Here is a 21,043-nt window from a genome sequence, read left to right on the forward strand (position 1 = left end):
GTTGTTTAAATTCTTGTGTAAATGTTCTCCGCTCTCTTTTGGTCATGGTAGGTTCTCCTCGTTTATATTAACTGTAGTCTACTTGACCTTAAAATTTCTGTCCAACTAAGTGTAGCCTATCCAAGCTCTACAACTTACGGTGAAAAGCGTGGGATTCTTTACAAGAAGTTTGGTTATGTAACCCTTATTCTTGATGGGCGAGCCAAGCTCCCTCTAGCTTGTAGGATACGAGTATCCAGCAAGTTACTTTTACGTAAAATGTTTAAAGCAGCATTAATGTCAGCATTGAATTCATATCCAGTAGATGTGCGGTACAATCCACGCTTAATGCGTTTTCCACTAAAGTGATGTTCTGTTTCACCTGATGAATTCCATTTTGGTAGTTCGTCATTGTCGAAAAATGAAGCCTTACTTGTATAGGATTCCTCTTGTTCTTTGTAGAAAATTCCATAGTGTTCACAAAGATTCGATAGTTGTTCCCGAAGATTACCAAATGGAGTTTGAGTGAATTGTTGATTATTCTTTTTACCGATATGGATGTGGCGCTTGAAATCTTTGTTGTAACCAAAAATAAGGTTCCCAATTTTGTTTTCTACACAATGATTAATGATAATTCTAGCACTTTTCTTGATATAGTCGTTTACTTGATTATTTCGTTTTAACGTCAGTGAGTCTATGCGTTTTGTATATTTCGAGCCTTGCTTCATGGCAACAGATTGCAACCTAGCTTTTTCTTTGTTGTACAAACGGTTCATTGATTTGAGTTTTTTACCATCCACTAAAAAGGATGCCCCATCTGTATCAGCACAAGAAGCTAAATTGTTAAGCCCAATGTCGATTGCCAAAGCTTTGTTAAAGTCCAATTCTATAGATTCACAAGGTTGTTCATACACATATTGAATACGAAAGAATTGTCCGTTATTACGAGGAACAATCCGAACTTCTTTGATTTTTTTGCCTTCCAACCGTGAAGGGAAAGGAATTAAAATATCTTCATGATTTGGATTAGCTTTTTTATAGGCATTAGAAACAGCTACACGAAAGAAACCATCTTTTATGTGAATGGCATTTGTAGAAAAAATGAGATTAAACAAACCATCTTTCTTCAAATATTTAGGAATTTTAATGTCTTGAAAACGATATTCTCCTTTTTTAGCCTTTTTAATCAAATTAAAGAAACTCTTAAAAGAACGATCTACTACTTTCAAGATTTGTTGCGAAACACCAGCTTGAAGCAATTTATAGTTTTCATTTGTTTTCGCTACATGATAGTTGGATTCATATTTCAAGAAAGTTTTTTCTAAGAAATAGTGCTGACGAATGTTGTATAGTCCTACATTATATAGATTTTTTGCGTAGTGACACATTTCTCTTAATTGTTGAAATTGTTCTTTTGAAAGCCCTCTTATTTGGTTGCTTTGCGTTACATACATCTATGTTCACCTCCTTACTATACATCCATTATATAACAATTTATGGTAATGCTTAATTTTTTTAGTGGGGTTTTCAGTCAATTGAAATGGCAAAAGCTATTCTTTGACCCGATCTCACTCTCATCCCACACCTAAAGGCGATGGGTTTTCTCGTTTGAAAAAGCTATAATTTTCTAAAGATTTTTCAATAATCAATAGATATTCAAATTCAAATAATGTCATTGCTTGTTCAACATATACTTATCATAGTCTGAAAATGAAAAGTAGGAAATGTCGTTCATCTAAATGAAAATTTTCAAAGTAAAACTTGCACCGATACCTGCTGCTAGAAAGAAAATAGTTGCTGTACCGCAGCCCCGACGTTCAGCCAAGTCTTCAGCATATTCTTTTGCACAATGTCTGCATAAAGCGTATCCCTTCTTTATCGCCTCTTCTTCTTTAATTTTTCTTGCTGGGGTTTTCCCCTTTAGAATTCGCGAGGTAGTGGGACAGTCATCGTCGAAGTAGTGATAAAATTTCCCCGTCCTAGTAATATAGACTTCATCACCTTTATGCATTGTATATCACCAGCTTTCATTTTAGTATTGGATCACACCGTTTGAGAAACTCTGTATATTTTCTAATCCAACTTCCCAAGTACATTATGTTATAAGAATAATCAATAAAGGGCTTGATATACTTAACAAAAATAACCAAAATGAGTTTTAGCATTTTGGAAATACTAGTGTAAGGAGGTGTCATATGAGTAAAAAAAATCGTGGTGCAAAAGCATTTAGTGGAGTAAATCCTCAAGGATATTCAACAGGTGCAGAGCGGGAAAGACAACCAAAGTCTCAACTTGAGAATGCAGCTAAGAAGAATAATACAAAATAACAAATATGTCTTAGATAAGGATTGTGGGACTTACACATACTATGCAAGTCCCACAATCCTAAACTAATTCTTTTAAAATAGTGCTTTTCTTATCTAAAACCGTTTTATTTATTATCACGGATGTCATAAAGAGCATTTGACATCTGTGTTAGCAATTCTCTATCCACTAATTTACTAATATATTTCTCAGGAATTTCATTAAATCCAACCTCTATACCTTTAAGCCCCCCTGCAATAGCAGCAGTCGTATCGCTATCATCCCCCATATTCGTAGCTCCAACAACCACTTCTTCAAATGTCTCGCTAGTTAATAACCAATAAAGAACCCATCTCATCGTATTCACTACATACCCGTCAGGTCTGCAATCTGGTACCGAATCTAATGTTGCTTCATAAATTGTGCCCTTTGTTTCTAGGTTTATTGAGGTTCTAAGACCTTCCCCTTTAAGAAGACGATAAGCAATATGATTATAAACAGCACATGCTTCTGAAGCTAAATCATCATAATGAGTCATTTTTGATTGGAGAATTGTAATTTTATCTATTTTCTCTTTTTCAGAGTACGCTAAAGGAATCGGTAAACATCTCATTAAACTGCCATTTCCAGCACTTTTCCCACCTAGTAAATCATGAACATTTTTTGCAGCTTCGAACCAGTCTTCCTCGTAGTTCTCAAAAACCGTTCTAATTGTGATGCCAACATCTTTTGGATTTGTCTTAAACCATTTTAAAAATTCTCTGCCAATTTCCTCAATGGGTTCGCTTGGATTTGTAATAATTCCCTTTGCAACGGCAAGCGTCATGGCGGTATCATCTGTTGTTTCACCCGGTATAAGGTCCCAACATCCACCTCCAATAATATCGGTCACTCTTCCATATTTATGTATGATTTCTTCTTTACTCATAAACTCTGTGGTACCTCCAAGCGCATCACCAATAGCAACCCCAAAAAGTCCGCCTTTCATTTTATTTAGCATTATTTCACCTCCATTTATTACTCTTCCCATTAATTTGTTACAATATCTTATGTTTGATTAGGAATTCAACTAGAAGATAATAATAGCCTGTTTATACTACTTCTTTACCCTTTTTAGTCAATATTTCATACACATTTGAAATAAAATGAAAATTACTAACGATACTCACTTCCACCACCCCAAAGCTCACGTCCACCTGTATGTCCTGTATTTTGGTGAATTTCTTCATTTACTAGTTGTAAAACACCCGGTTGCTCGGAATGATGCCAGACATATCCTTCAGGAGTTGTGCCATTCGCTAAAGCTTGTACATCAAGTTGCGATAAACCTAGTTCTTTTGCTAAATCTGGATTTTCCTGAATAGATTGATAGAGCGTTTCGTTAGCAATATTAAATTGAGTATAATCACTTTCTAGATACATTTCTTCTACTAGAACAACACTAAATTGGGACTCGAATACAGGGAATGATCCTGTTACGACCTCTCCATTAGGTAACTCAACCGTTCTTTCCATAAAAGGCACACCTGTTTCTACATGTTCTCCCCCATTTAAATGATCATTTCTTGTTTCAATTTCTTCTGCTTGTACAGAATCAGCTCCATCTAAAATATCAATGACTCCTACCGCAAACGTTGTGACAGCTGCCACTTTCCCTATATTTTTTAGACCATGAAGAATTTGATCTCTATCTTTATTTTTCAGACCGCTTACAGTAATACCTGCACTCTTTACCGTGTATGTAATCCCTAAACCAATGCCCTTTACAGTACGTCCTGTAGAATCTTTTATATCAGCCCATCCTTGCTGTTTATGATATTCACTTTTCTTAAGCACTCCGTAAGTACCTTGTATGGTTCCGTCTGCAAACTGACCGACAGAATCAACCGCACTTTTGGATGCCTCAATCACACTATGTCCCACTTCATTAATATATTCACCTAGCTTCTCATTTTTAGAAGAAACAGCTTTACTTATGATCTTGACTCCGCCTGTTGCCGCTCCACCGGCAACCTTATTCACTGCTTTACCCAACCCTCGAATAACTCCCATCGTATACTGACTCCTTTTCTAAATATAATAAATCACAACTATATACCTATCATTATATTACTATTAATTTTTAAAAGTTAAAAACGCTTTTAAATGAAAATCTATATGATTGGATAATCATGTAATCATGTAAAAACAATGTTGCTTGATAGACATGTAGTACGATTCCCAACATGACGAAAAATGAAAATAAAAGGGTAACTTCAAAAAATCGTTACAAACCGACCTTTTGAAGTTACCCTCTTCCGATATCACTTTTTTCATATGCGAGGAAGCAAGTAATTACTTTTAAACGTTTATTTCTAGAAGAAAATATACAATCTCAAAGTACAACGAAACGAAAAAGATTGATTCTAAAACCGTTAATCGTCATACATTTATTATTCTTTGCAAGAAATAACTTAAATAGCTTAGACGACAGGCACGATAAATTATGCTCTATATGTGAAAGCTAAACCTTTTAAGAATTTACGGGTGAAATTATCACCGCATTCTTTATAATTTCGATGTCCTGCTTTTCGTAAAATCGCGCCTAATTCACCTTTTGATACAATAATACCGCCCTCATCAAGGATATCCAGTATATCTTCCGTTGTTAATTGCAGGGCTACTTTCAATTTTTTAAGCAGCATATTATTCATATGGTCCTTGTTCTTTTCAGTAGGTTCAGGGCTTTTAGGTTGTCCTGGTTTTGAATCTTGTTTACCTCTTTTAAAAGTAATAAGGCCATTTAAAAAGGACTCTAACATCTTATTATTGCATTTGATCTGACCTTCAGTTTCCTCTACATCAACTTCATCATCGTACTCATCTTTTGATTTTGTAAGGATCTTTAGTACTTCGTCTTTTGTAACTTCTATACCGCCAAGTTTAAATATCTCTACCATATCTTTATTTTTTATATCTAGAGCATATCTTAGCCTAATTAATATATCGTTATTATCCATTTATAAACCTCCAAATAATATTGCCATATGTATAGTCATCATTATTATTATTGTCCTTTTAAGAACCAATACTAATCATCATAACCTAAATAAACGTATTATTGTAACAGTATCGGAACTAAATATAAAGATTTTATAAAAAAACTGATTTGGGTGCAAATATGACTTGTTAGAAACAGAGAACCTCAATATCCCTTTCATCTATGAATAATGATGCTGCTCCGAATAATTTATGTATGAATTCAATCTCGCTTTGGACAGACTTCCTCCCTGTTCCCCGGCTCATTCTTAACAAATAGTTCATTTCTTACCCCACTATGTTTACTTAAACATTAGATAAAGTTCCCCGACGTTAGCGATAATCCCGCTTATGATAATTTACACATATTTTTCGTAATATTTTTACTGTTAATTCACACTTTTTCCATTTCTTTCAGTTCCAATATCATAACTCGGATAAAGTACGTTAAAACAAAGATTTTAAATAAATTGCAATCAAAAAGCCCTTTTTTCACAGAATCAAAGGGCTTTTCACTGAAAGATAATAGGTATCAAATGCTTGCTGTAAGGTTGATTTCTTCCAATACCCTTTTCCTGAATGATTAAATTACCATTATTAAAATTAAATACCAAATATAACGTTAAACCTTCAATTTGTTTAAATAATAGGGAATCCACACCCATTCAAAGAAGTTGCCAATATAATTTAAAAAAAGTGTCAGTACTGGAGGGAATCATGAAAACACGTAATTATTATTTCGATAACGCAAAATTTATCTTGATATTCTTTGTTGTTTTTGGCCATTTTCTAACGTCTTTTATTGAAGATAACGAGACCATATATACGATATATAAAGTGATATACACCTTCCATATGCCTGCATTTATTTTAGTATCGGGGTTCTTTGCAAAAGGTTTTTACCAAAAAGGCTATGTAAAAAAAATTACGAAAAAACTGATTTTCCCTTACCTCATTTTTCAAATAATCTACTCTGTTTTTTATTATTTTTTATATGACCAGTCGGAAATTACATTGGACCCTTTTAATCCACAATGGTCATTATGGTTTTTAATAAGTCTATTTTGCTGGAACTTGATGCTTTTACTTTTTGCTAAATATAAAGCCGTTATTTCAATTACAGTCTCACTTGCAATTGGATTGCTGGCTGGCTACGCAGACTGGGTATCCAATTATTTAAGCCTATCAAGAACTCTTGTATTTTTTCCGTTTTTTCTACTAGGATATTATCTAAAGAAAGAATATATTTATTCATTATTTAAAATAAGGTTTAGGCTGCTCGCCCTCGCTGTTTTTGTGATTGTGTTTACCGGCTTTTATTTCTATCCAGATATCAGCTATAAGTGGCTTCTTGGGTCTAATTCTTACGAGGAACTAGGTGCCACCTCGGTTGCAGCCATGTTTAAAAGACTTGGATTTTATTTATTAAGTGTTTTAATGGTAGTAAGTGTTATGGGATTTATACCACGCAAACAATATTTCTTCACCAATCTTGGTAAAAACACATTATATATTTATTTGCTTCACGGCTTTTTTGTCAAGGTATTCAGGGAAAGTCAAATCCAAAATTACTTTAAAAATCCTGAACACTTTATATTACTAGCGGGAATATCATTGCTGCTCACTCTCCTGTTGTCTGACAAAGTCACTATTTCCTTTACTCAGCCATTAATTGAATTAAAACTGTCTCAATTAAAACTTCTTACAGCAAGAGTCGCCGGCATGATCAAGTTTTATCGTAAAAAATTTCAAAGTAGATAAAAAAGAAGGTTCTGGTGCCAGAACCTTTTGATAATTTTTTTAGTATTTGCACCAGAACCCTCTCAAGTGTTTTGTGCTTTTATTTTCTTAATTCAAACCAAAATGTACTCCCTTTACCAACAGCACTTTCTATGCCGAATTCAGCTTGGTGCATTTCAAGTATGCTTTTGACGATTGAAAGGCCTAATCCGTTGCTTATGATTGAACGCTTATGAGTTTTCGCCTTATAGTATCTATCCCAAATCAGGTTGAGCTCCTCACTTGGAATACCTTTTCCAGTATCGATTACTTCGAAGCGTACTCTACTTCCTAGATCGATTAAATTCACTTTAATTTCCTTATCTTCTCCAATGTAGTTAATTGCATTTCCGATTAAGTTGTAGATTACTCGTTCCATACGCTGTTCGTCTAATTGTCCGTGATCTCCTGCTTCGAGCATAAGTTCAGATCGTCTACTCCGAATATTGAAATCAAAAGACATCCGTAGGTCTCGGTTTCCCTTACCGAAGTATGCCATTCGATCATAAGCAAGATACACTGCTGGTTTCAGTTGATATTGTGTAAGGAAACTCTCAATTTCTCCAAGAACCTGTTGATTCATATATGGCTGGTATGTAGGTGCTATACCTGATTGTAAAAAACCGTATGCTTCCTTTAATTTCATGGAACTTCTTCGTTTATTAACAATTCCATTTACCTTTTTCTTGATTTCGATATATACTTTTGAATCTAAACTTGGAGTACCGTATCCTCTCATGCGCAACTTTTCTTTAAAAACGGGTTTTGAAATCGAATGACGAATCAAATCGTCATCTGCTGTATCGTAGTACAGGTTTGCTATTGTGTAATAGGCGTTATTTTTGTTGTAAGCATCCAACTCCATATAATCAGCAAGTCTCATTTGAATTTTTGAAAAAGTGTCGACATCGATCATATACTTTTTTTCATGTCGATTAAAAACTTCAATTGCCATCGTTAGTTCCTCCTAGTTATCAAAACGCCATGTTACTTTAAATGTTCATATCATTTCTTCTCTGCCTGTTTCATCAATAGGAAATTGAAATTCTAAAAAAATAGGACATTTCGGTCTGCTGAGTTATTTAATAATTGTATTGTAAAAGGCTTAAGTGATAGATATGTGATAGAAAAGTTTATGTTATGTGAGAATTAAGAGGGAATTGTTTGATAACTGTATGCTTAAGAACCATCCTCATAAAGACAAATGCAAAAAAAGCAGCAGTATATACCACTTCGGTACTTACTGCTGCTTTGTCTATATCATTCCAGCCATTCATTCAGAATTAAAATATGGTTCTGGTGCAAATACCAAGACAAATAGAAAAAAGTTGTAAGTCCACTTTCAGATAACCCCTTAGATGGTTATCCTGAACAGTCATTGAATCAAATCCATAACCCTTAACAAAACACAGGCTTTAGCAATTCGACCTTACCTCTTTAACTGCTTCAAAGTAAGTAGATAAATAACATTTCTATATTATTTCCTGAAAAATCATCTATATTTGATATTTGTTTGATCTCACATTGAGATATATAATAAAAATAAGAAGAAAAGAAAGCGTTTTCAATATTTAAATACTTTGTTACTTCTCATACTATAAGGAGGATTTAAGATGAGCCAAGTAGAAAGAAATTCCAAAGTGCAGAAATTAATTGAACAACAAAAATTCAATAGGGAAGAAATTTCCAAGATGACAGATCCACAGATTGAATATTATCATTGGCTCTATTTTGATGATTCTGTTTATGATTATATGTAACTCAAATATAAAATGATAAAAAGCGGGAAAAACATTGATAATTCATGGTTTCCCGCTTTTACTTTTATCACTTTCAGAAATAATTTCTTGCAAACCCGCCCTTTGGCCATAAGTGGGGGTCAGTTACTTTTTGACCTTGCTGACTTTCAGCTTCCTTCCTTTTCCCCTTCATTCACTTCCTAGCGGCTAGGCACTAGTACAAAAAAGAAGAGAATGAGCTCTACGAAACAGTCGAGAGAACAAAGCTCTCCACTCAAGCCAAAAACATTTTCTAAAGAACGTTTTATAATCAACGTATCACAGTACACTGCATTCATTACTAGTCCCACTGAGTCAATACTTTAACACAGCAGGGACTGACCCCATTGTCTATTAGACATTTTGATTTTAGCTTTATCTGCCTCAGGTGTTATACCTTTCTACTTATCTATTTAATTGTTTCACTTTTACAGGCTTTTTTTCCTTGCTTACTTTGATGATTTGTCCGATAATACTGATGGCAATTTCTTCTGATGTTTCCGAGCCAATTTCCAATCCGATTGGAGAATGGACCTGCTCCAACTGTTCTTGCGTGACCCCTTCACTTTTTAACTTTTCAAATATGCTTATGACCTTGCGTTTACTGGCGACCATCCCAACATATGCAATCGGAAATTGTAGTGCCGTTTTTAATACAATATCATCACAATCTTTTGTAACAATTACCACATATGACTTTTCATTTAGATTGGCTGCGAGCAAAGCCTTTCCAATATCCTCGTTCACAAAAAGGTTTGTCGCATTAGGAAAGCGTTCCTTCGTACAATAACCAACGCGATCATCGACAATGCAATAAGGATATTCGAGGAAATCAGCGAGCTTTGCCAACGCATAGCCTAAATGACCGGCTCCAGCCAGAACGAGTTCAGGCCTGCTTGTATAGACTTCAATAAAGACCCGTAACGTGCCGCCACAATTCATCTGAATTCCGTCTTTTGCATGTTTATTCAATTTATATTCAACGATTTTCGATTGGCCATTTTGGATCGCCTTTACACTATCTTCGATCACATAGTGTTCAGCCAAGCCCCCTCCGACAGTTCCTTCAATGGTACCATCCCGGTAGACAATCATTTTTCCAACATGCCTGGGAGTCGAGCCCTTTGATTCAATAATCATGGCTAAAGCAAAGGTTTCGTTTTGACGCGTCAGCATGGCCACTTTTTCCATCAGCAGCATGAAAAGCTCCCCCCTATTTTTAAACATTAATTCGGTTGATATTGCTTCATGCTAAGAAAATAACGTAAAAGATGTAACGCAACGGTTTTTCTGTAAGCCGCAGTGGAGCGTTGATCGTCGATTGGTCTAATGATCTTATCGAAGGCTGCCACAATCGCAGCGATGTCTGCATCGGCTAATGGTATCGTTTTTCCAACCAGCTTCTTCTCAATATCAATGGAACGAACCATCGTAGGTCCGACCGCCCCGAAGGCAAATCGAATGTCATCGATTCGATCTTTGCTTATCCGGACGAAACCCGCAAACGATACTTTGGCAATGGCATCTGCGTTGCGGTTGCCGACTTTCTCGAAAACGACATGTGAATCTTCTAATACGGACGGCAGTATAATCTCCGTTACTATTTCATTGTGAAAGCGTTGAACCCGTCGTGGACCTTGAATAAAATCGCTAATCGCAACCATGCGATCACCATTTACGGAGCGCAACAGAAGCTTTGCATTGTATACATATAATAAAGGAAGCATGTCACCGGCTGGAGAGGCGTTGCAAATATTACCGCCTAATGTTCCCCTGTTTCTAATTGCCGGGGCAGCAATTGTTTTAATTGCATTCTTTAAAGCAAAAGGAATCAACGGATTTTCAAGTAATTCACTATAGGTACAGCAGGCCCCGATGTGGAGATCCTTGTGATGTTGATACACCTGCTTTAATTCGGAAAGATGATTAATAAAAACAATCGGTTTAGGGATTTTCGGAGGTACTCCCCTTCTACTTTTGTGAAGAACCATAACATCGGTGCCTCCGGCTATGATTGCACAATCTTCTCTATTCAATTGGCTCAACGTTTCGTCTAAACGCTCGAAGCGATACGCTGTTATTTTCTCTACCATAAGCCATCACCTTTTTTAGCTGCTAGGTTAATCGCCTCAACAATCATATTGTAGCCCGTACATCGGCACAGATTTCCGGAGATGCCTTCACGAATTTCAGCCTCTGAAGGATGAGGATTTTTAGATAACAAAGCTGCACTTGCCATAATCATCCCCGGAATGCAATAGCCGCATTGCACTCCCCCGGCGATGGAATAGCTCTCATCTAAAATTTTAAATTGTTCCGTTTCAATGATGCCTTCGATCGTTTGAATATCGGCACCAGCAATCGAGCCAATTGGAATAAGGCAGCTGTTTTGCAGGAGGTTATTCACAAAAACACTGCAGGCTCCGCACTCCCCTTCACCACAGCCTTCCTTTGTTCCGATTAACTCAAACTCATCTCTTAATAAATCTAGTAATCTTGCTGTAGCAGGGGCGTCAGTTTCTACCGTTCTTCCATTTAGTGTGAATTTAATCAACCCTCTTCACCTTCTTTCATCCAAAGACTTTCAATAATGACTTCCGGTGTAATCGGAATTTGCTGAAAAGAAGTTTGCAGGGCATCCTCGATCGCAGCTTGGACTGCTGGAGCGCCTCCGATTAAAGTCAATTCACCTGCGCCCTTCGCCCCGTATGGACCATCAGCATAGGGGTTATCAAAAACCTTGCTTTCGATTGAAACAACATCCAATGAAGTCGGCGGTCCATAATCCGATATGCTTTTTTGTTGGATTCTACCTTGCTTTGACGTCATCTTTTCTAGATAACCGTATGCTAGCCCTTGAGCCAAACCACCGTCAATTTGGCCTTTCATAATCCGTTCATCGATAACCTTCCCAACTTCATAATTGCCGTATACTTTTTCTAACTTTATATTTCCTGTTAACGTATCAACTTCTACTTCAACGATATTAACGCCCCATGAATAAGCCGGGTAGGCATCTCCAGTGAAGGTTTTCTCGTCCCAAGGAATCATTTCACGGTGAACATAGTGCTCAACTACTTCCTGTTTCACCCCTGTTTGCCACTGATCCTTAAGTTTTTTTGCGGCCCGTTCAAGCAATTTTCCGACAATCATCGTCGTCCTGGAAGCTACTGTCGGACCCGAGTCGGGAACCTCTTTTGTGTCGGGATAAGGGTACAAAATATCTTCGAACGGAAGGTCAAGTTCTTTGGCGACAATTTTACACAACGTCGTCAAAATACCTTGTCCCATATCAGAGTTTGAGATTTTTAGCATAACCTTGCCGTCCTTTGATTTAACCAGCTTCACCGTTGCTTTAATATGATCTCTTTCGCCGCTGCCTGTAAATCCACAGCCGTGGAGGAACAGCGAAGTTCCTATGCCCTTTTTATAGCGCTGATTTTGTTGATTTAAGCGCTGAAAATCTTCTTTTTTCTTTTTGTATTCTGACACGTTGAGTACGTCCTCAATCATTTCTTCCACTAATATCGGGTCGCGGAATTTACCTTTGGTGATGGTGGGGTCTCCTTGTTTGACGAGGTATTTTCGTTTATATTCAAGCGGGTCGATTTTTGCCAGTTTACTAAGATGTCCAATATGACTTTCGATTCCGGCAAAGCTTTGTGGAGCCCCAAAGCCTCTGAAGGCGCCGTTCGGAACGGTATTGGTTTTTAAGACATAGCCTTTTGCATGAAAATGCGGAATTTTATAAACACCGGCACTGTTTATTAATGCGCGCTGCAGCACGACAGAGCTCAATCCCACATTCGCCCCTCCATCGAGAAAGATGTCAACACACATGCTCACAATATTTCCTTCCTTATCAAGGGCCGTTCGATATTTGAGTTTGGCCGGATGTCTTTTCGTCGTAACCAGCATATCCTCAGAACGGTCGAACACGAGCATTACCGATTTTTTGACTGCTCTTGCGGCAACGGCTACGTGACAAGCCATCATCGAAGGATAATCTTCTTTGCCGCCAAAACCTCCACCGGTAGGACTTTGAACAACTCTGACTTCCTCGTCACCACAGGCTAATGCGCTTAGCAATGCATTTTTTATATAATAAAGACATTGCATCGATCCCTGGACGACAATTTCATCATCCTTATAAACGGCGAGCATTCCTTGCGGCTCAAGGTAGACATGCTCCTGATAACCCGTATCATATTCTTCTTCGATGATTTGATGGGCTCCCTGCTCGATAGCTGAAATGTTCTCTAAGCTTTCTCCAAATTCATAGCTTGCCAAAACTAAAGATACTGATTTTTGCTTGATTGCTTCGTCCAATGTATAGATAGCCTGATGTTCTTCAAATTCAACCTTCACTTCATTTAACAAACTGTACAGGATATCCAGGTCTTTGCCAGTGAGCATGAGAATCGGCTCACCAATATAATTGACCCATTCATTGGCAAAAATGGGCTGATCTTCTTTGATAATTTTGACATAATTCGGTCCGGGGATATGCTCTGCTCCAACAGCTTCATACCCTTCCGGAAGGTTAGGTAATTGAATGGATATAATTTTTCCATAAGCAATTGGCGACCGATACAAAACACCATAAACCATATTTTCCACTTTCACGTCACTAATATAGGGCAACTGGCCCGATACTTTGCCTGTATGGTCCTTTTTGGGCACTGAGGTGCTTATGTCTTTGAGATTCATTGCAACAACACCCTTCGACTCATTTTTTTAAAGGGACATATTCTGAATAGAAACCTCTTCCTACAATTTTATCAATGAGAATGATCTTTTATGATTCATTTCTATTCAAGATTTTCGTAGTTTTTAATTATATTTTTACTTCGAGAAATTTAAAGCTTTATCATAATCAATGGCTTTTTGGTAATCCTCCGGCGTATCAATATCCATTAATACTCCCGCATCATCTACATTCATGTATTGCTTTTCGTAACCGCCCAGGACCACACGTAAATTACTTTCTGGGTTGGTTTCGAGAATTTTCTGCTTCACTTCACTTGATAATTTGATGGGATGGCCGCCTTTATAGTCAAAGCTGGGAATAACCACGTCTCCTTTGTGTTTTGCTAGTAGCTGAACAGTCTCTTTTTTAACAAGCGGACAATCTCCGGGTGTTATAAAGAAGGTTGGGGCATTTACTTCGTTGCAGCCCTTTTGAATGGAATGAAACATTCCCTGATTAAAGTTTTCATTATAAACAAACTTGATCTGAAATGAATAGGAATTTTTACTGATGATTTTGGCAATTTCCTCTTGGATGATTTCCGCTTGAAACCCAGCTACGACGATGACCCTGCTGCATAATCCTTCAAATTTAGAAATCGTTTGCTCCAACACGCTCATTTGCCCCATCGGAAAAGTCATTTTAAATGCATTCGCTCGGCTGGAATATCCAGCAGCTAGGACGATTGCTTCCATGTTTGTCACCTTCTATCTATCATTTTTCTTCATTCTCACAATAAGAGCACAAGCGGAGTAAGGATTTGCTGTATGGACTATTAAAAGATCATTGTTTGTTTATGCTTTGAACTTTAATTAAAGAATCTGGACAGTATTTCTTTCTTATATGCGTAAAAGCCTCATTATATTACTTATGGTACGCTTCACCACACCTATTTAACTGGCAGTTTTTCTCCTTTTATTTCCTCAATTTACCCATCTTGAAATTTCTCAAATCGTCTTTTTCCACCTATTATGTCCGGTTCTTTTTGTAAAATATGGGCATAATATCCGTGGCAATCACAAATAAAAGAGATTACGATACGAGCGGTAATTATACTCGAAGCATGTACATAATGTTTAAATTCATCAGGAGGTTACATATGCGATACGGTATTTCTATTTTAGGTATTCTTGTTGTATTGTTATTGGCTTGGTTGGCAAGCTCCAATCGAAAAGTAGTAAAATTCAAACCAATTATCATGATGATTATCATCCAAATTATTTTATCAGTGTTACTGTTAAATACAGAATTCGGCCTCAACATCATCATGGGAATATCTACAATTTTTAGCATACTACTCGAATACGCAAACGAAGGGGTTTCCTTTGTGTTTGGCGGCATGGCGAACGAGGGAGAGGCACCCTTCTTTTTAACTGTATTATTGCCAATTATATTTATTTCTGTATTAATTGGGATTCTCCAACATCTGAAAATTCTCCCGTTCCTCATGAAGGGAATTGGATGGCTATTAAGTAAAGTGAATGGAATGGGCAGACTTGAATCATATAATGCAGTTGCCTCGTTGATGGTCGGACAATCGGAGGTTTTCATCACGTTAAAAAAACAACTCGGCCTGATTTCAAAACAGCGCATGTATACTCTATGTGCTTCGGCGATGTCTACTGTATCAATATCCATAGTTGGCGCTTATATGACGATGCTTGAGCCAAAATATGTTGTCACAGCTTTAGTTTTAAATTTATTTGGCGGTTTTATCATTGCTTCTATTATTAATCCGTACGAGGTAAAACCAAGTGAAGATATATTAGAAATACAGAGGTCGGAAAAACAATCCTTTTTTGAAATGATCGGGGAGTATATCCTTGATGGTTTTAAGGTTGCAATTATCGTCGGGGCCATGCTGATTGGGTTCATTGCTTTAATGGCGGGAATCAATAATGTGTTTGAGCTAATATTTAACATTTCCTTTCAACGGCTATTAGGTTATCTTTTTGCCCCAATTGCCTTTATTATGGGGATTCCTTTATCGGAGGCAGTTGGGGCCGGGGGGATTATGGCGACTAAACTAGTGACCAACGAATTTGTCGCGATGATGGATTTGTCCGGAGGCAATCATCACTTTAGCGCCCGCACACTCGGGATTCTTTCTGTATTCCTGGTTTCCTTTGCCAACTTCTCATCCATTGGCATTATTGCCGGAGCGGTCAAAAGTTTGAATGAACAGCAAGGGAATGTCGTCGCACGTTTTGGATTGAAACTATTATATGGCGCCACACTTGTAAGCATACTTTCAGGTATCATCGTTAGTTTCGTTTTATAAAACCTAGTTTTTACTAGGTTTTTTTACATGCATAAACAACGGGTCGAGGAAAGAAAACTAGCTTTAATGAACGAAATAGACACCCCCATTAAAATAGTTAACTAAAGGCTAAAACCCACTACTTGAATAGTGGGTTCCTTAACTGATCTTTCCCTGCTAAACACAAGGGGTCATTTAATAACCATTTACAAAGTTGGCAATGGTTTCTCTTTCGTCTTCTGTAAGTTCCCTTTTTACGTACTTTTCGTATTCCTCAATGATTTTCTGTTTATCACCACTGCAAATATCTGTATATTTCGCAATGGTTCTAAGCTTGGTTGCTTCCTGATTAAATTCCTTTTTTGAAATCGGCTTTTGATGTGAAGGTATATATGTATCTGCATCAAATGATTCTAATTCATCTAATAGATGTAGTGTTTCTTTGATTGTATAGTTTTCTTTTTCGGAAAAAATATCAGGATAAATGCAGTCACCAAGAAAAAGAATCTTTTCTTCTTCAATATACACGATTACTGAATCTCGAGCGTGATCCCCTCCAACGTGTTGTACGATACAGGTTACCCCGCCAAGGTCCATTTCCACTCGTTTTTCGAAAGTTAAATCCGGCAAGACAATCGTGATGTCTCGGTGATCCGTGAATTCCTCCTTAATTGCATTCGCACAAAATTCAATTTCCGATCCTTCTTTTACTCGTGCATCTAATGCCTCGTCTGACCATGAAAGCGGAATTAGCTTCTCTATTTCTTTTTTTGTTTCTTTGGAAGCTATAGAAACTGTATTAGGTAATGCTGAAAGACCAAAGATATGATCCCAATGCCAATGAGTAAGAACAACCATATCAGGATTAGGGACCTCCCTTTTTAAAAGTTCTTTCAAAAAATAATTTGCATGGTCTTCCGAGTTGCCTGCATCAATCATTAATGTCTTGTTTTTGCCTACCACCATCCCCAGAATGGGCCGGTCGGTCACCGATATTGGAGTGATATACCAAAAACTCTTTCCTATTTTGTTAATTGAGTGCATAAAGGGCTACCTCCTTTCTTTTATAATATTTTAAGCCGAATAGCGATTGTTTACTCATAGGGGAGTTTTTCAAAAAACGCGTCTATTTATGGTAGGGTTCAGTTCGATTAATCCGAAACACCATGCCTATCCATCCTCTCTGCTTAATGTTTTTCCTTCAACGTGTCAACATTTATTAGGTTAATAGGTATTACTCTTTCAACATGGCACTTTAGAATTGGGGACAGCTTGGGGACACAATATAAACAAACTGTCCCCAACCACTCCCTACTAAATCCAACATACTAAAAATCAAGCCCGTTATATCAATATTCTCAAGCTCAATCTGTTATAATCCGAAACCATGTCTATCTCTGGCAGCGTAGAGGTCACTCCTTGTATTCCAAATGCTTAGCACAGATGGCCAAGTATATATTCAGTTACTGCTACACTTATATACCTTCATAACACTAAAGAGCCTTTCTAAATGAAAAGGCTCTTTACCTCACTGTTACGTTTCTTATTAATCTTTCCTTACAAGTAGTGAACAGCACTCCACATGTCTAAAGTGTATGCGGCAACACATGGGATGTTGGTGAGTCTTTTGTGAGCTATAATTAATGCTGTTATAATGAATTGGTATGATATTGAATTATCCATAGGAATAGCCAGAGAAGTGGACATGCCTGAGCTTGAGAAATATATACAAGAATTGACAACAACCAAGTGTAGAGAGTTACCAAAGTAGTCTCTTGAATTAGAAAAAACCGACTGTGTTATTTAAGACAGCCGGTTTTGTTTCGGTGATTGATTATTTCAATAGCTTCTTTCGCCACTTAAGGCTTTGTTGCTCGATTCTTCTACCACGTTTCTTACATCAGCCCCAGATGGATTTTGGAATACTCTAAGTCCAAACTCTGGTGCAACAGCAAATAGATGGTCGAAGATATCAGATTGCACAGATTCATGCACTGCCCACTGTACGGAATCTGTAAATGCATAAATTTCTAGAGGCAGCCCGTATTCACTAGGTGCCAGCTGTCTAACTATTAAGGGCATATCCTGATTGATTCCTTCGTGATTTTTGAGGTAATTGCTGATATATCCCCTAAAAACACCGATATTGGTAAGGGCCCTACCATTCACAGGATTGTTCCTATCTATTTCATTTTTGGTATTATACTCAGTAATTTCCCTTTCCTTTTGAATAATGTAGTCTGAAAGGTAATGAACTTTTATAAATTTTTCAATCATTTCCTCGGTACAAAACGTGATACTACTGGTATCTATGTACAAAGAGCGCTTGATTCGTCGGCCGCCTGAACCTTGCATTCCTCTCCAGTTTCTAAATGAATCGGAAATAAGGGCATAACTTGGTATCATCGTAATCGTTTTGTCCCCATTTTGAACCTTTACGGTATTTAAAGAAATATCAATAACGTCACCATCTGCTCCATACTTTGGCATTTCAATCCAGTCACCAACCCGAACCATATCATTGGACGTCAACTGAATTCCTGCCACTAGTCCTAATAACGAATCTTTAAATACTAACATCAAAACAGCCGAGAGAGCACCAATACCACTTAATAGAATAAGAGGACTCTTTCCCATTAGGTTCGAGATAACTAAGATGACCCCGAGAGTCATGATAATAATGTTAACCACCTGAATATATCCTTTAATAGGCTTAACCTTGGATATTTCAAAGGTTTGATAAATATCATTACATACATTTAGTAAGCTTCGTATAAACACTAACCCTACAATAATCGTATAGGCAATGGCCAATTTCTCGATGGTTGATTGATAGGTTGGAAAGGTTGAAGCAAACGAATAAATAATGACCGCAGGAACAATATGGGATAACTTTCGAAAAACTTCTCTCTCCAAAATGATTGGACCCCACTTGATTTTGGAGTTTGTAACGATACGAGTAATGATCCTGATCACTATTCTCTTTGAAATAAAATTTGCTACGATACAGATAAGCCCTATAAGCAGAGTCTTGATTATAATCGAAAGATATTCTACTAATTTAGGATCTAGTTCCATATTCAGAAGTAGATTATTAATGAATTGCATCTGTTCTCCTCCGTTTTAATTTGCATCATAAGCAACTTTACGGGTAAAGTATCTAAACTGTCAATTCCTACTTTATCAATAACGAAAAAATGATACCTTAGCCCCTGAGTTGTAACGCTTCCGTTTACTGGGTTCAGTCAAATAGAAGTGTTCTATTTAGTTGTCTTCTTTTAAAATGAGTTGCGAGATACACTCAACGTGTGTCGAGTACTGGTCACTACTTCAATTTACAGAAAAAGGGTTAGAGAAACGGTAATGGATAATAAGATCCTTGTTTTCTTTTACCTCTATTTTGTAAATAAGTTTATGAAGTAACTCTGGTGTTATATCTTTTATATCTATGAGCTTTTTAACTCATGTTGGACTTTTTGAAGCATCTCTGTATTTTTTGCGTACTGCTTCAGCATATCTTTCTTTTGAAGTATTTCTGATTGTAACTCTTTAATTACTTTTATATTTTCATTAACCGCTTCATCGTAATCAACTTTTTCTATCACTTCATTTGCTAATAACTTTAGGAATTTCTTGTTTTCCTCTTTCAACTCTGTAATCTTATTTTCCTTGGTTTCTATTTCTTTATAAAATAATTGTTCTTGCTGCTTAATTTTAGGCTGTACCTTTTTAAGTAAATCCTTTTCATCCATATCAGAAGGAAAAGAATCAATATATTCCCACTCAATATCTTCCACCATCTATTTACCACCTTTCTAGCTAGTTTTGTATTATAAATTCACATTAATATAGAGATTCTTTCATATTCTTTTTTATATTCTTTAAGAAATACTTCTTTCGGAAAGGATTTAGTGAGCATTGAATTATTTATAGAAGATGACATCAGAAACTAAGAGAAATACATTCAAAATGCTTTATTTACGATGAATGGATATCATGGGATTATAGATTAACCTTTACGTTTCCCCAAAGTCATCACACCTGTAGCTTCTGTTATTCAATCGAATCGAGAGTTGTATGATTTTGAAAACCTATGTGTCCCAAAGTTTATCCAATTCACGTACTTGATCATATGCTTTTAATAGATATTCGGGTACCAGTGTTCTTCCACATTCCCAAGAATTCTCTTCGATTTCTGCTAAAAGCTGTTCCTTTTCGTCTTCTTTACCATAAATGAGAGTCTTTAAAACTCGTGTATTTTTCCTAAATTCTAAATAATAACCGAGCTGATGATAAAGAATAATTTTCACAAAGTTTTCATCTGTTTCTTTAATTTTAAAGTTAATTTTAGCGTTATATCCGTTAATTTGTATGTAGTTAAACTTTATCGTATTTGTCGAAACGTTATAACTCATCGGTGCAGTGAGTTTATTGTTGAATTCAACATTTATATTTAGTTTGAGCTCTTGTAATATATTTTTAATTATCTTCTCAATATCCCATATATAAAGCATTTTTCTTTACCCTTCCTAAAAAACATTTTTAACAATCGCAAGAAAACCTTATCTTGCTTCAATTTATTATATCCTCACCAAAAAGTTGTTTTAATCTATATTGAAGCATTTTATTTTTTTAGTAATTTCTAAACGGGTTTTTACGTAAGCTGCCATATATTCCTACAATATGTAATTCTAATTTTAAGTCTTCCATATGTAACCCTCCTATGGAATTAAACTACATAAACAAAGCAAATATAAAATTGTCACGTTGAAGTCGTTTTAACATTATAATACGCTGCATACTGTAACAAGAGCCATTTATCATAATTATTTATTGAACTAAACTCCCTCTATAAAATAAGGAATATCTCTTGTTTTCTCCTGTTTTCTTAAAATTTTAAAGTCGCTTACATGTGTTAGTCATTCTCTTATTGGGATTAGGGGGAAGTGAAGGATATTTTTGGAGCCAAGGAGTTAAAAAACCTTTAGCCACTTAACCACTGTTATCCAATAAGTGGGTATCCAGTTAAATTATAGTTGCACTAGTGGTCTCCACGTCTCTCATGGAGGTCAACCCTCCCATGTCTCACAGAGTCTTCGCTCCAAAATTCCTTCGTCCAACCTTTCCATGAGGTGGATGTCAGTTTATGCTGCCCGACAGGGTCCTTGCCCGAAA

The 21,043-nt window shown here is 36.6% G+C and carries 19 protein-coding genes; 4 read left to right on the forward strand and 15 right to left on the reverse strand.

Annotated elements, in window-relative coordinates; genetic code table 11:
- Positions 1-173: 173 nt before the first annotated feature.
- Both ACE199_RS22705 and ACE199_RS22710 read right to left on the reverse strand, forming a co-directional pair.
- On the reverse strand, positions 174-1,433 hold the full coding sequence (locus ACE199_RS22705) for an RNA-guided endonuclease InsQ/TnpB family protein (RefSeq protein ID WP_375351776.1): 1,260 nt from the start codon (positions 1,431-1,433) through the stop codon (positions 174-176).
- 281 nt (positions 1,434-1,714) lie between these two features.
- Positions 1,715-1,990, reverse strand: coding sequence for a MutS N-terminal domain-containing protein (locus tag ACE199_RS22710; protein WP_375351778.1), 276 nt, complete (start codon positions 1,988-1,990; stop codon positions 1,715-1,717).
- Between the two features lie 184 nt (positions 1,991-2,174).
- On the opposite strand from ACE199_RS22710, the gene ACE199_RS22715 reads away from it, so the two are divergent.
- A complete protein-coding gene (locus ACE199_RS22715) occupies positions 2,175-2,306 on the forward strand; it encodes a small, acid-soluble spore protein L (RefSeq protein WP_252295333.1) in 132 nt (43 codons plus the stop codon).
- A gap of 104 nt (positions 2,307-2,410) precedes the next feature.
- Here ACE199_RS22715 and ACE199_RS22720 read toward each other — a convergent pair whose 3' ends face one another.
- The 3 genes from ACE199_RS22720 to ACE199_RS22730 form a co-directional block, all read right to left on the reverse strand.
- The gene (locus tag ACE199_RS22720) at positions 2,411-3,283 is read right to left on the reverse strand and encodes an ADP-ribosylglycohydrolase family protein (protein WP_375351780.1); all 873 of its coding nucleotides are present in this window, start codon (positions 3,281-3,283) and stop codon (positions 2,411-2,413) included.
- Between the two features lie 155 nt (positions 3,284-3,438).
- Positions 3,439-4,335 (reverse strand): HNH endonuclease, encoded by an 897-nt coding sequence (locus ACE199_RS22725; protein WP_375351782.1) that lies wholly within the window; start codon positions 4,333-4,335, stop codon positions 3,439-3,441.
- A 431-nt stretch (positions 4,336-4,766) separates the two neighbouring features.
- The gene (locus tag ACE199_RS22730) at positions 4,767-5,282 is read right to left on the reverse strand and encodes a YehS family protein (RefSeq protein WP_375351783.1); all 516 of its coding nucleotides are present in this window, start codon (positions 5,280-5,282) and stop codon (positions 4,767-4,769) included.
- Positions 5,283-6,018: 736 nt separating this feature from the next.
- Between ACE199_RS22730 and ACE199_RS22735 the strand changes: the two genes are divergently transcribed.
- Positions 6,019-7,062 (forward strand): acyltransferase family protein, encoded by a 1,044-nt coding sequence (locus ACE199_RS22735; protein ID WP_375351785.1) that lies wholly within the window; start codon positions 6,019-6,021, stop codon positions 7,060-7,062.
- A gap of 79 nt (positions 7,063-7,141) precedes the next feature.
- Here ACE199_RS22735 and ACE199_RS22740 read toward each other — a convergent pair whose 3' ends face one another.
- On the reverse strand, positions 7,142-8,035 hold the full coding sequence (locus ACE199_RS22740; protein WP_375351787.1) for a VTC domain-containing protein: 894 nt from the start codon (positions 8,033-8,035) through the stop codon (positions 7,142-7,144).
- Between the two features lie 658 nt (positions 8,036-8,693).
- Here ACE199_RS22740 and ACE199_RS22745 point away from each other — a divergent pair.
- Positions 8,694-8,840 carry a BH0509 family protein gene (locus ACE199_RS22745; protein WP_252295344.1) on the forward strand — a complete coding sequence of 49 codons (147 nt, stop codon included), beginning with the start codon at positions 8,694-8,696 and terminating at the stop codon, positions 8,838-8,840.
- Positions 8,841-9,263: 423 nt separating this feature from the next.
- On the opposite strand, the gene ACE199_RS22750 is transcribed toward ACE199_RS22745, so the two are convergent.
- The 5 genes from ACE199_RS22750 to ACE199_RS22770 all read right to left on the reverse strand — a co-directional run bounded on the left by ACE199_RS22750 (position 9,264) and on the right by ACE199_RS22770 (position 14,303).
- Entirely contained in the window at positions 9,264-10,058 is a 795-nt protein-coding gene (locus ACE199_RS22750; RefSeq protein ID WP_375351789.1) for an XdhC family protein, read from the reverse strand.
- Between the two features lie 26 nt (positions 10,059-10,084).
- On the reverse strand, positions 10,085-10,951 hold the full coding sequence (locus ACE199_RS22755; RefSeq protein WP_375351791.1) for an FAD binding domain-containing protein: 867 nt from the start codon (positions 10,949-10,951) through the stop codon (positions 10,085-10,087).
- On the reverse strand, positions 10,945-11,412 hold the full coding sequence (locus tag ACE199_RS22760) for a (2Fe-2S)-binding protein (RefSeq protein ID WP_098175203.1): 468 nt from the start codon (positions 11,410-11,412) through the stop codon (positions 10,945-10,947). The genes ACE199_RS22755 and ACE199_RS22760 overlap by 7 nt, the downstream gene beginning before the upstream one ends.
- Entirely contained in the window at positions 11,409-13,568 is a 2,160-nt protein-coding gene (locus ACE199_RS22765) for a xanthine dehydrogenase family protein molybdopterin-binding subunit (RefSeq protein WP_375351793.1), read from the reverse strand. Before ACE199_RS22765 ends, ACE199_RS22760 begins: the two co-directional genes overlap by 4 nt.
- Positions 13,569-13,703: 135 nt before the next feature.
- Positions 13,704-14,303: a nucleotidyltransferase family protein gene (locus ACE199_RS22770; protein ID WP_375351795.1), complete on the reverse strand. Its 600-nt coding sequence runs from the start codon at positions 14,301-14,303 to the stop codon at positions 13,704-13,706.
- Between the two features lie 404 nt (positions 14,304-14,707).
- Here ACE199_RS22770 and ACE199_RS22775 point away from each other — a divergent pair, with 404 nt between their 5' ends.
- On the forward strand, positions 14,708-15,889 hold the full coding sequence (locus ACE199_RS22775) for a NupC/NupG family nucleoside CNT transporter (protein WP_375351797.1): 1,182 nt from the start codon (positions 14,708-14,710) through the stop codon (positions 15,887-15,889).
- 174 nt (positions 15,890-16,063) lie between these two features.
- On the opposite strand, the gene ACE199_RS22780 is transcribed toward ACE199_RS22775, so the two are convergent.
- The 4 genes from ACE199_RS22780 to ACE199_RS22795 all read right to left on the reverse strand — a co-directional run bounded on the left by ACE199_RS22780 (position 16,064) and on the right by ACE199_RS22795 (position 20,382).
- Entirely contained in the window at positions 16,064-16,912 is an 849-nt protein-coding gene (locus ACE199_RS22780) for an MBL fold metallo-hydrolase (protein WP_375351799.1), read from the reverse strand.
- A gap of 795 nt (positions 16,913-17,707) precedes the next feature.
- Positions 17,708-18,976 (reverse strand): mechanosensitive ion channel family protein, encoded by a 1,269-nt coding sequence (locus ACE199_RS22785; RefSeq protein WP_375351801.1) that lies wholly within the window; start codon positions 18,974-18,976, stop codon positions 17,708-17,710.
- Positions 18,977-19,314: 338 nt separating this feature from the next.
- Complete coding sequence (locus ACE199_RS22790) at positions 19,315-19,668, reverse strand: hypothetical protein (protein WP_375351803.1); 354 nt, start codon at positions 19,666-19,668, stop codon at positions 19,315-19,317.
- 291 nt (positions 19,669-19,959) lie between these two features.
- The gene (locus ACE199_RS22795; protein ID WP_375351804.1) at positions 19,960-20,382 is read right to left on the reverse strand and encodes a hypothetical protein; all 423 of its coding nucleotides are present in this window, start codon (positions 20,380-20,382) and stop codon (positions 19,960-19,962) included.
- Between the last annotated feature and the right edge of the window lie 661 nt (positions 20,383-21,043).

The sequence above is a fragment of the Peribacillus sp. Hz7 genome, from assembly GCF_042136355.1.
Taxonomy (GTDB): domain Bacteria; phylum Bacillota; class Bacilli; order Bacillales; family DSM-1321; genus Peribacillus; species Peribacillus asahii_A.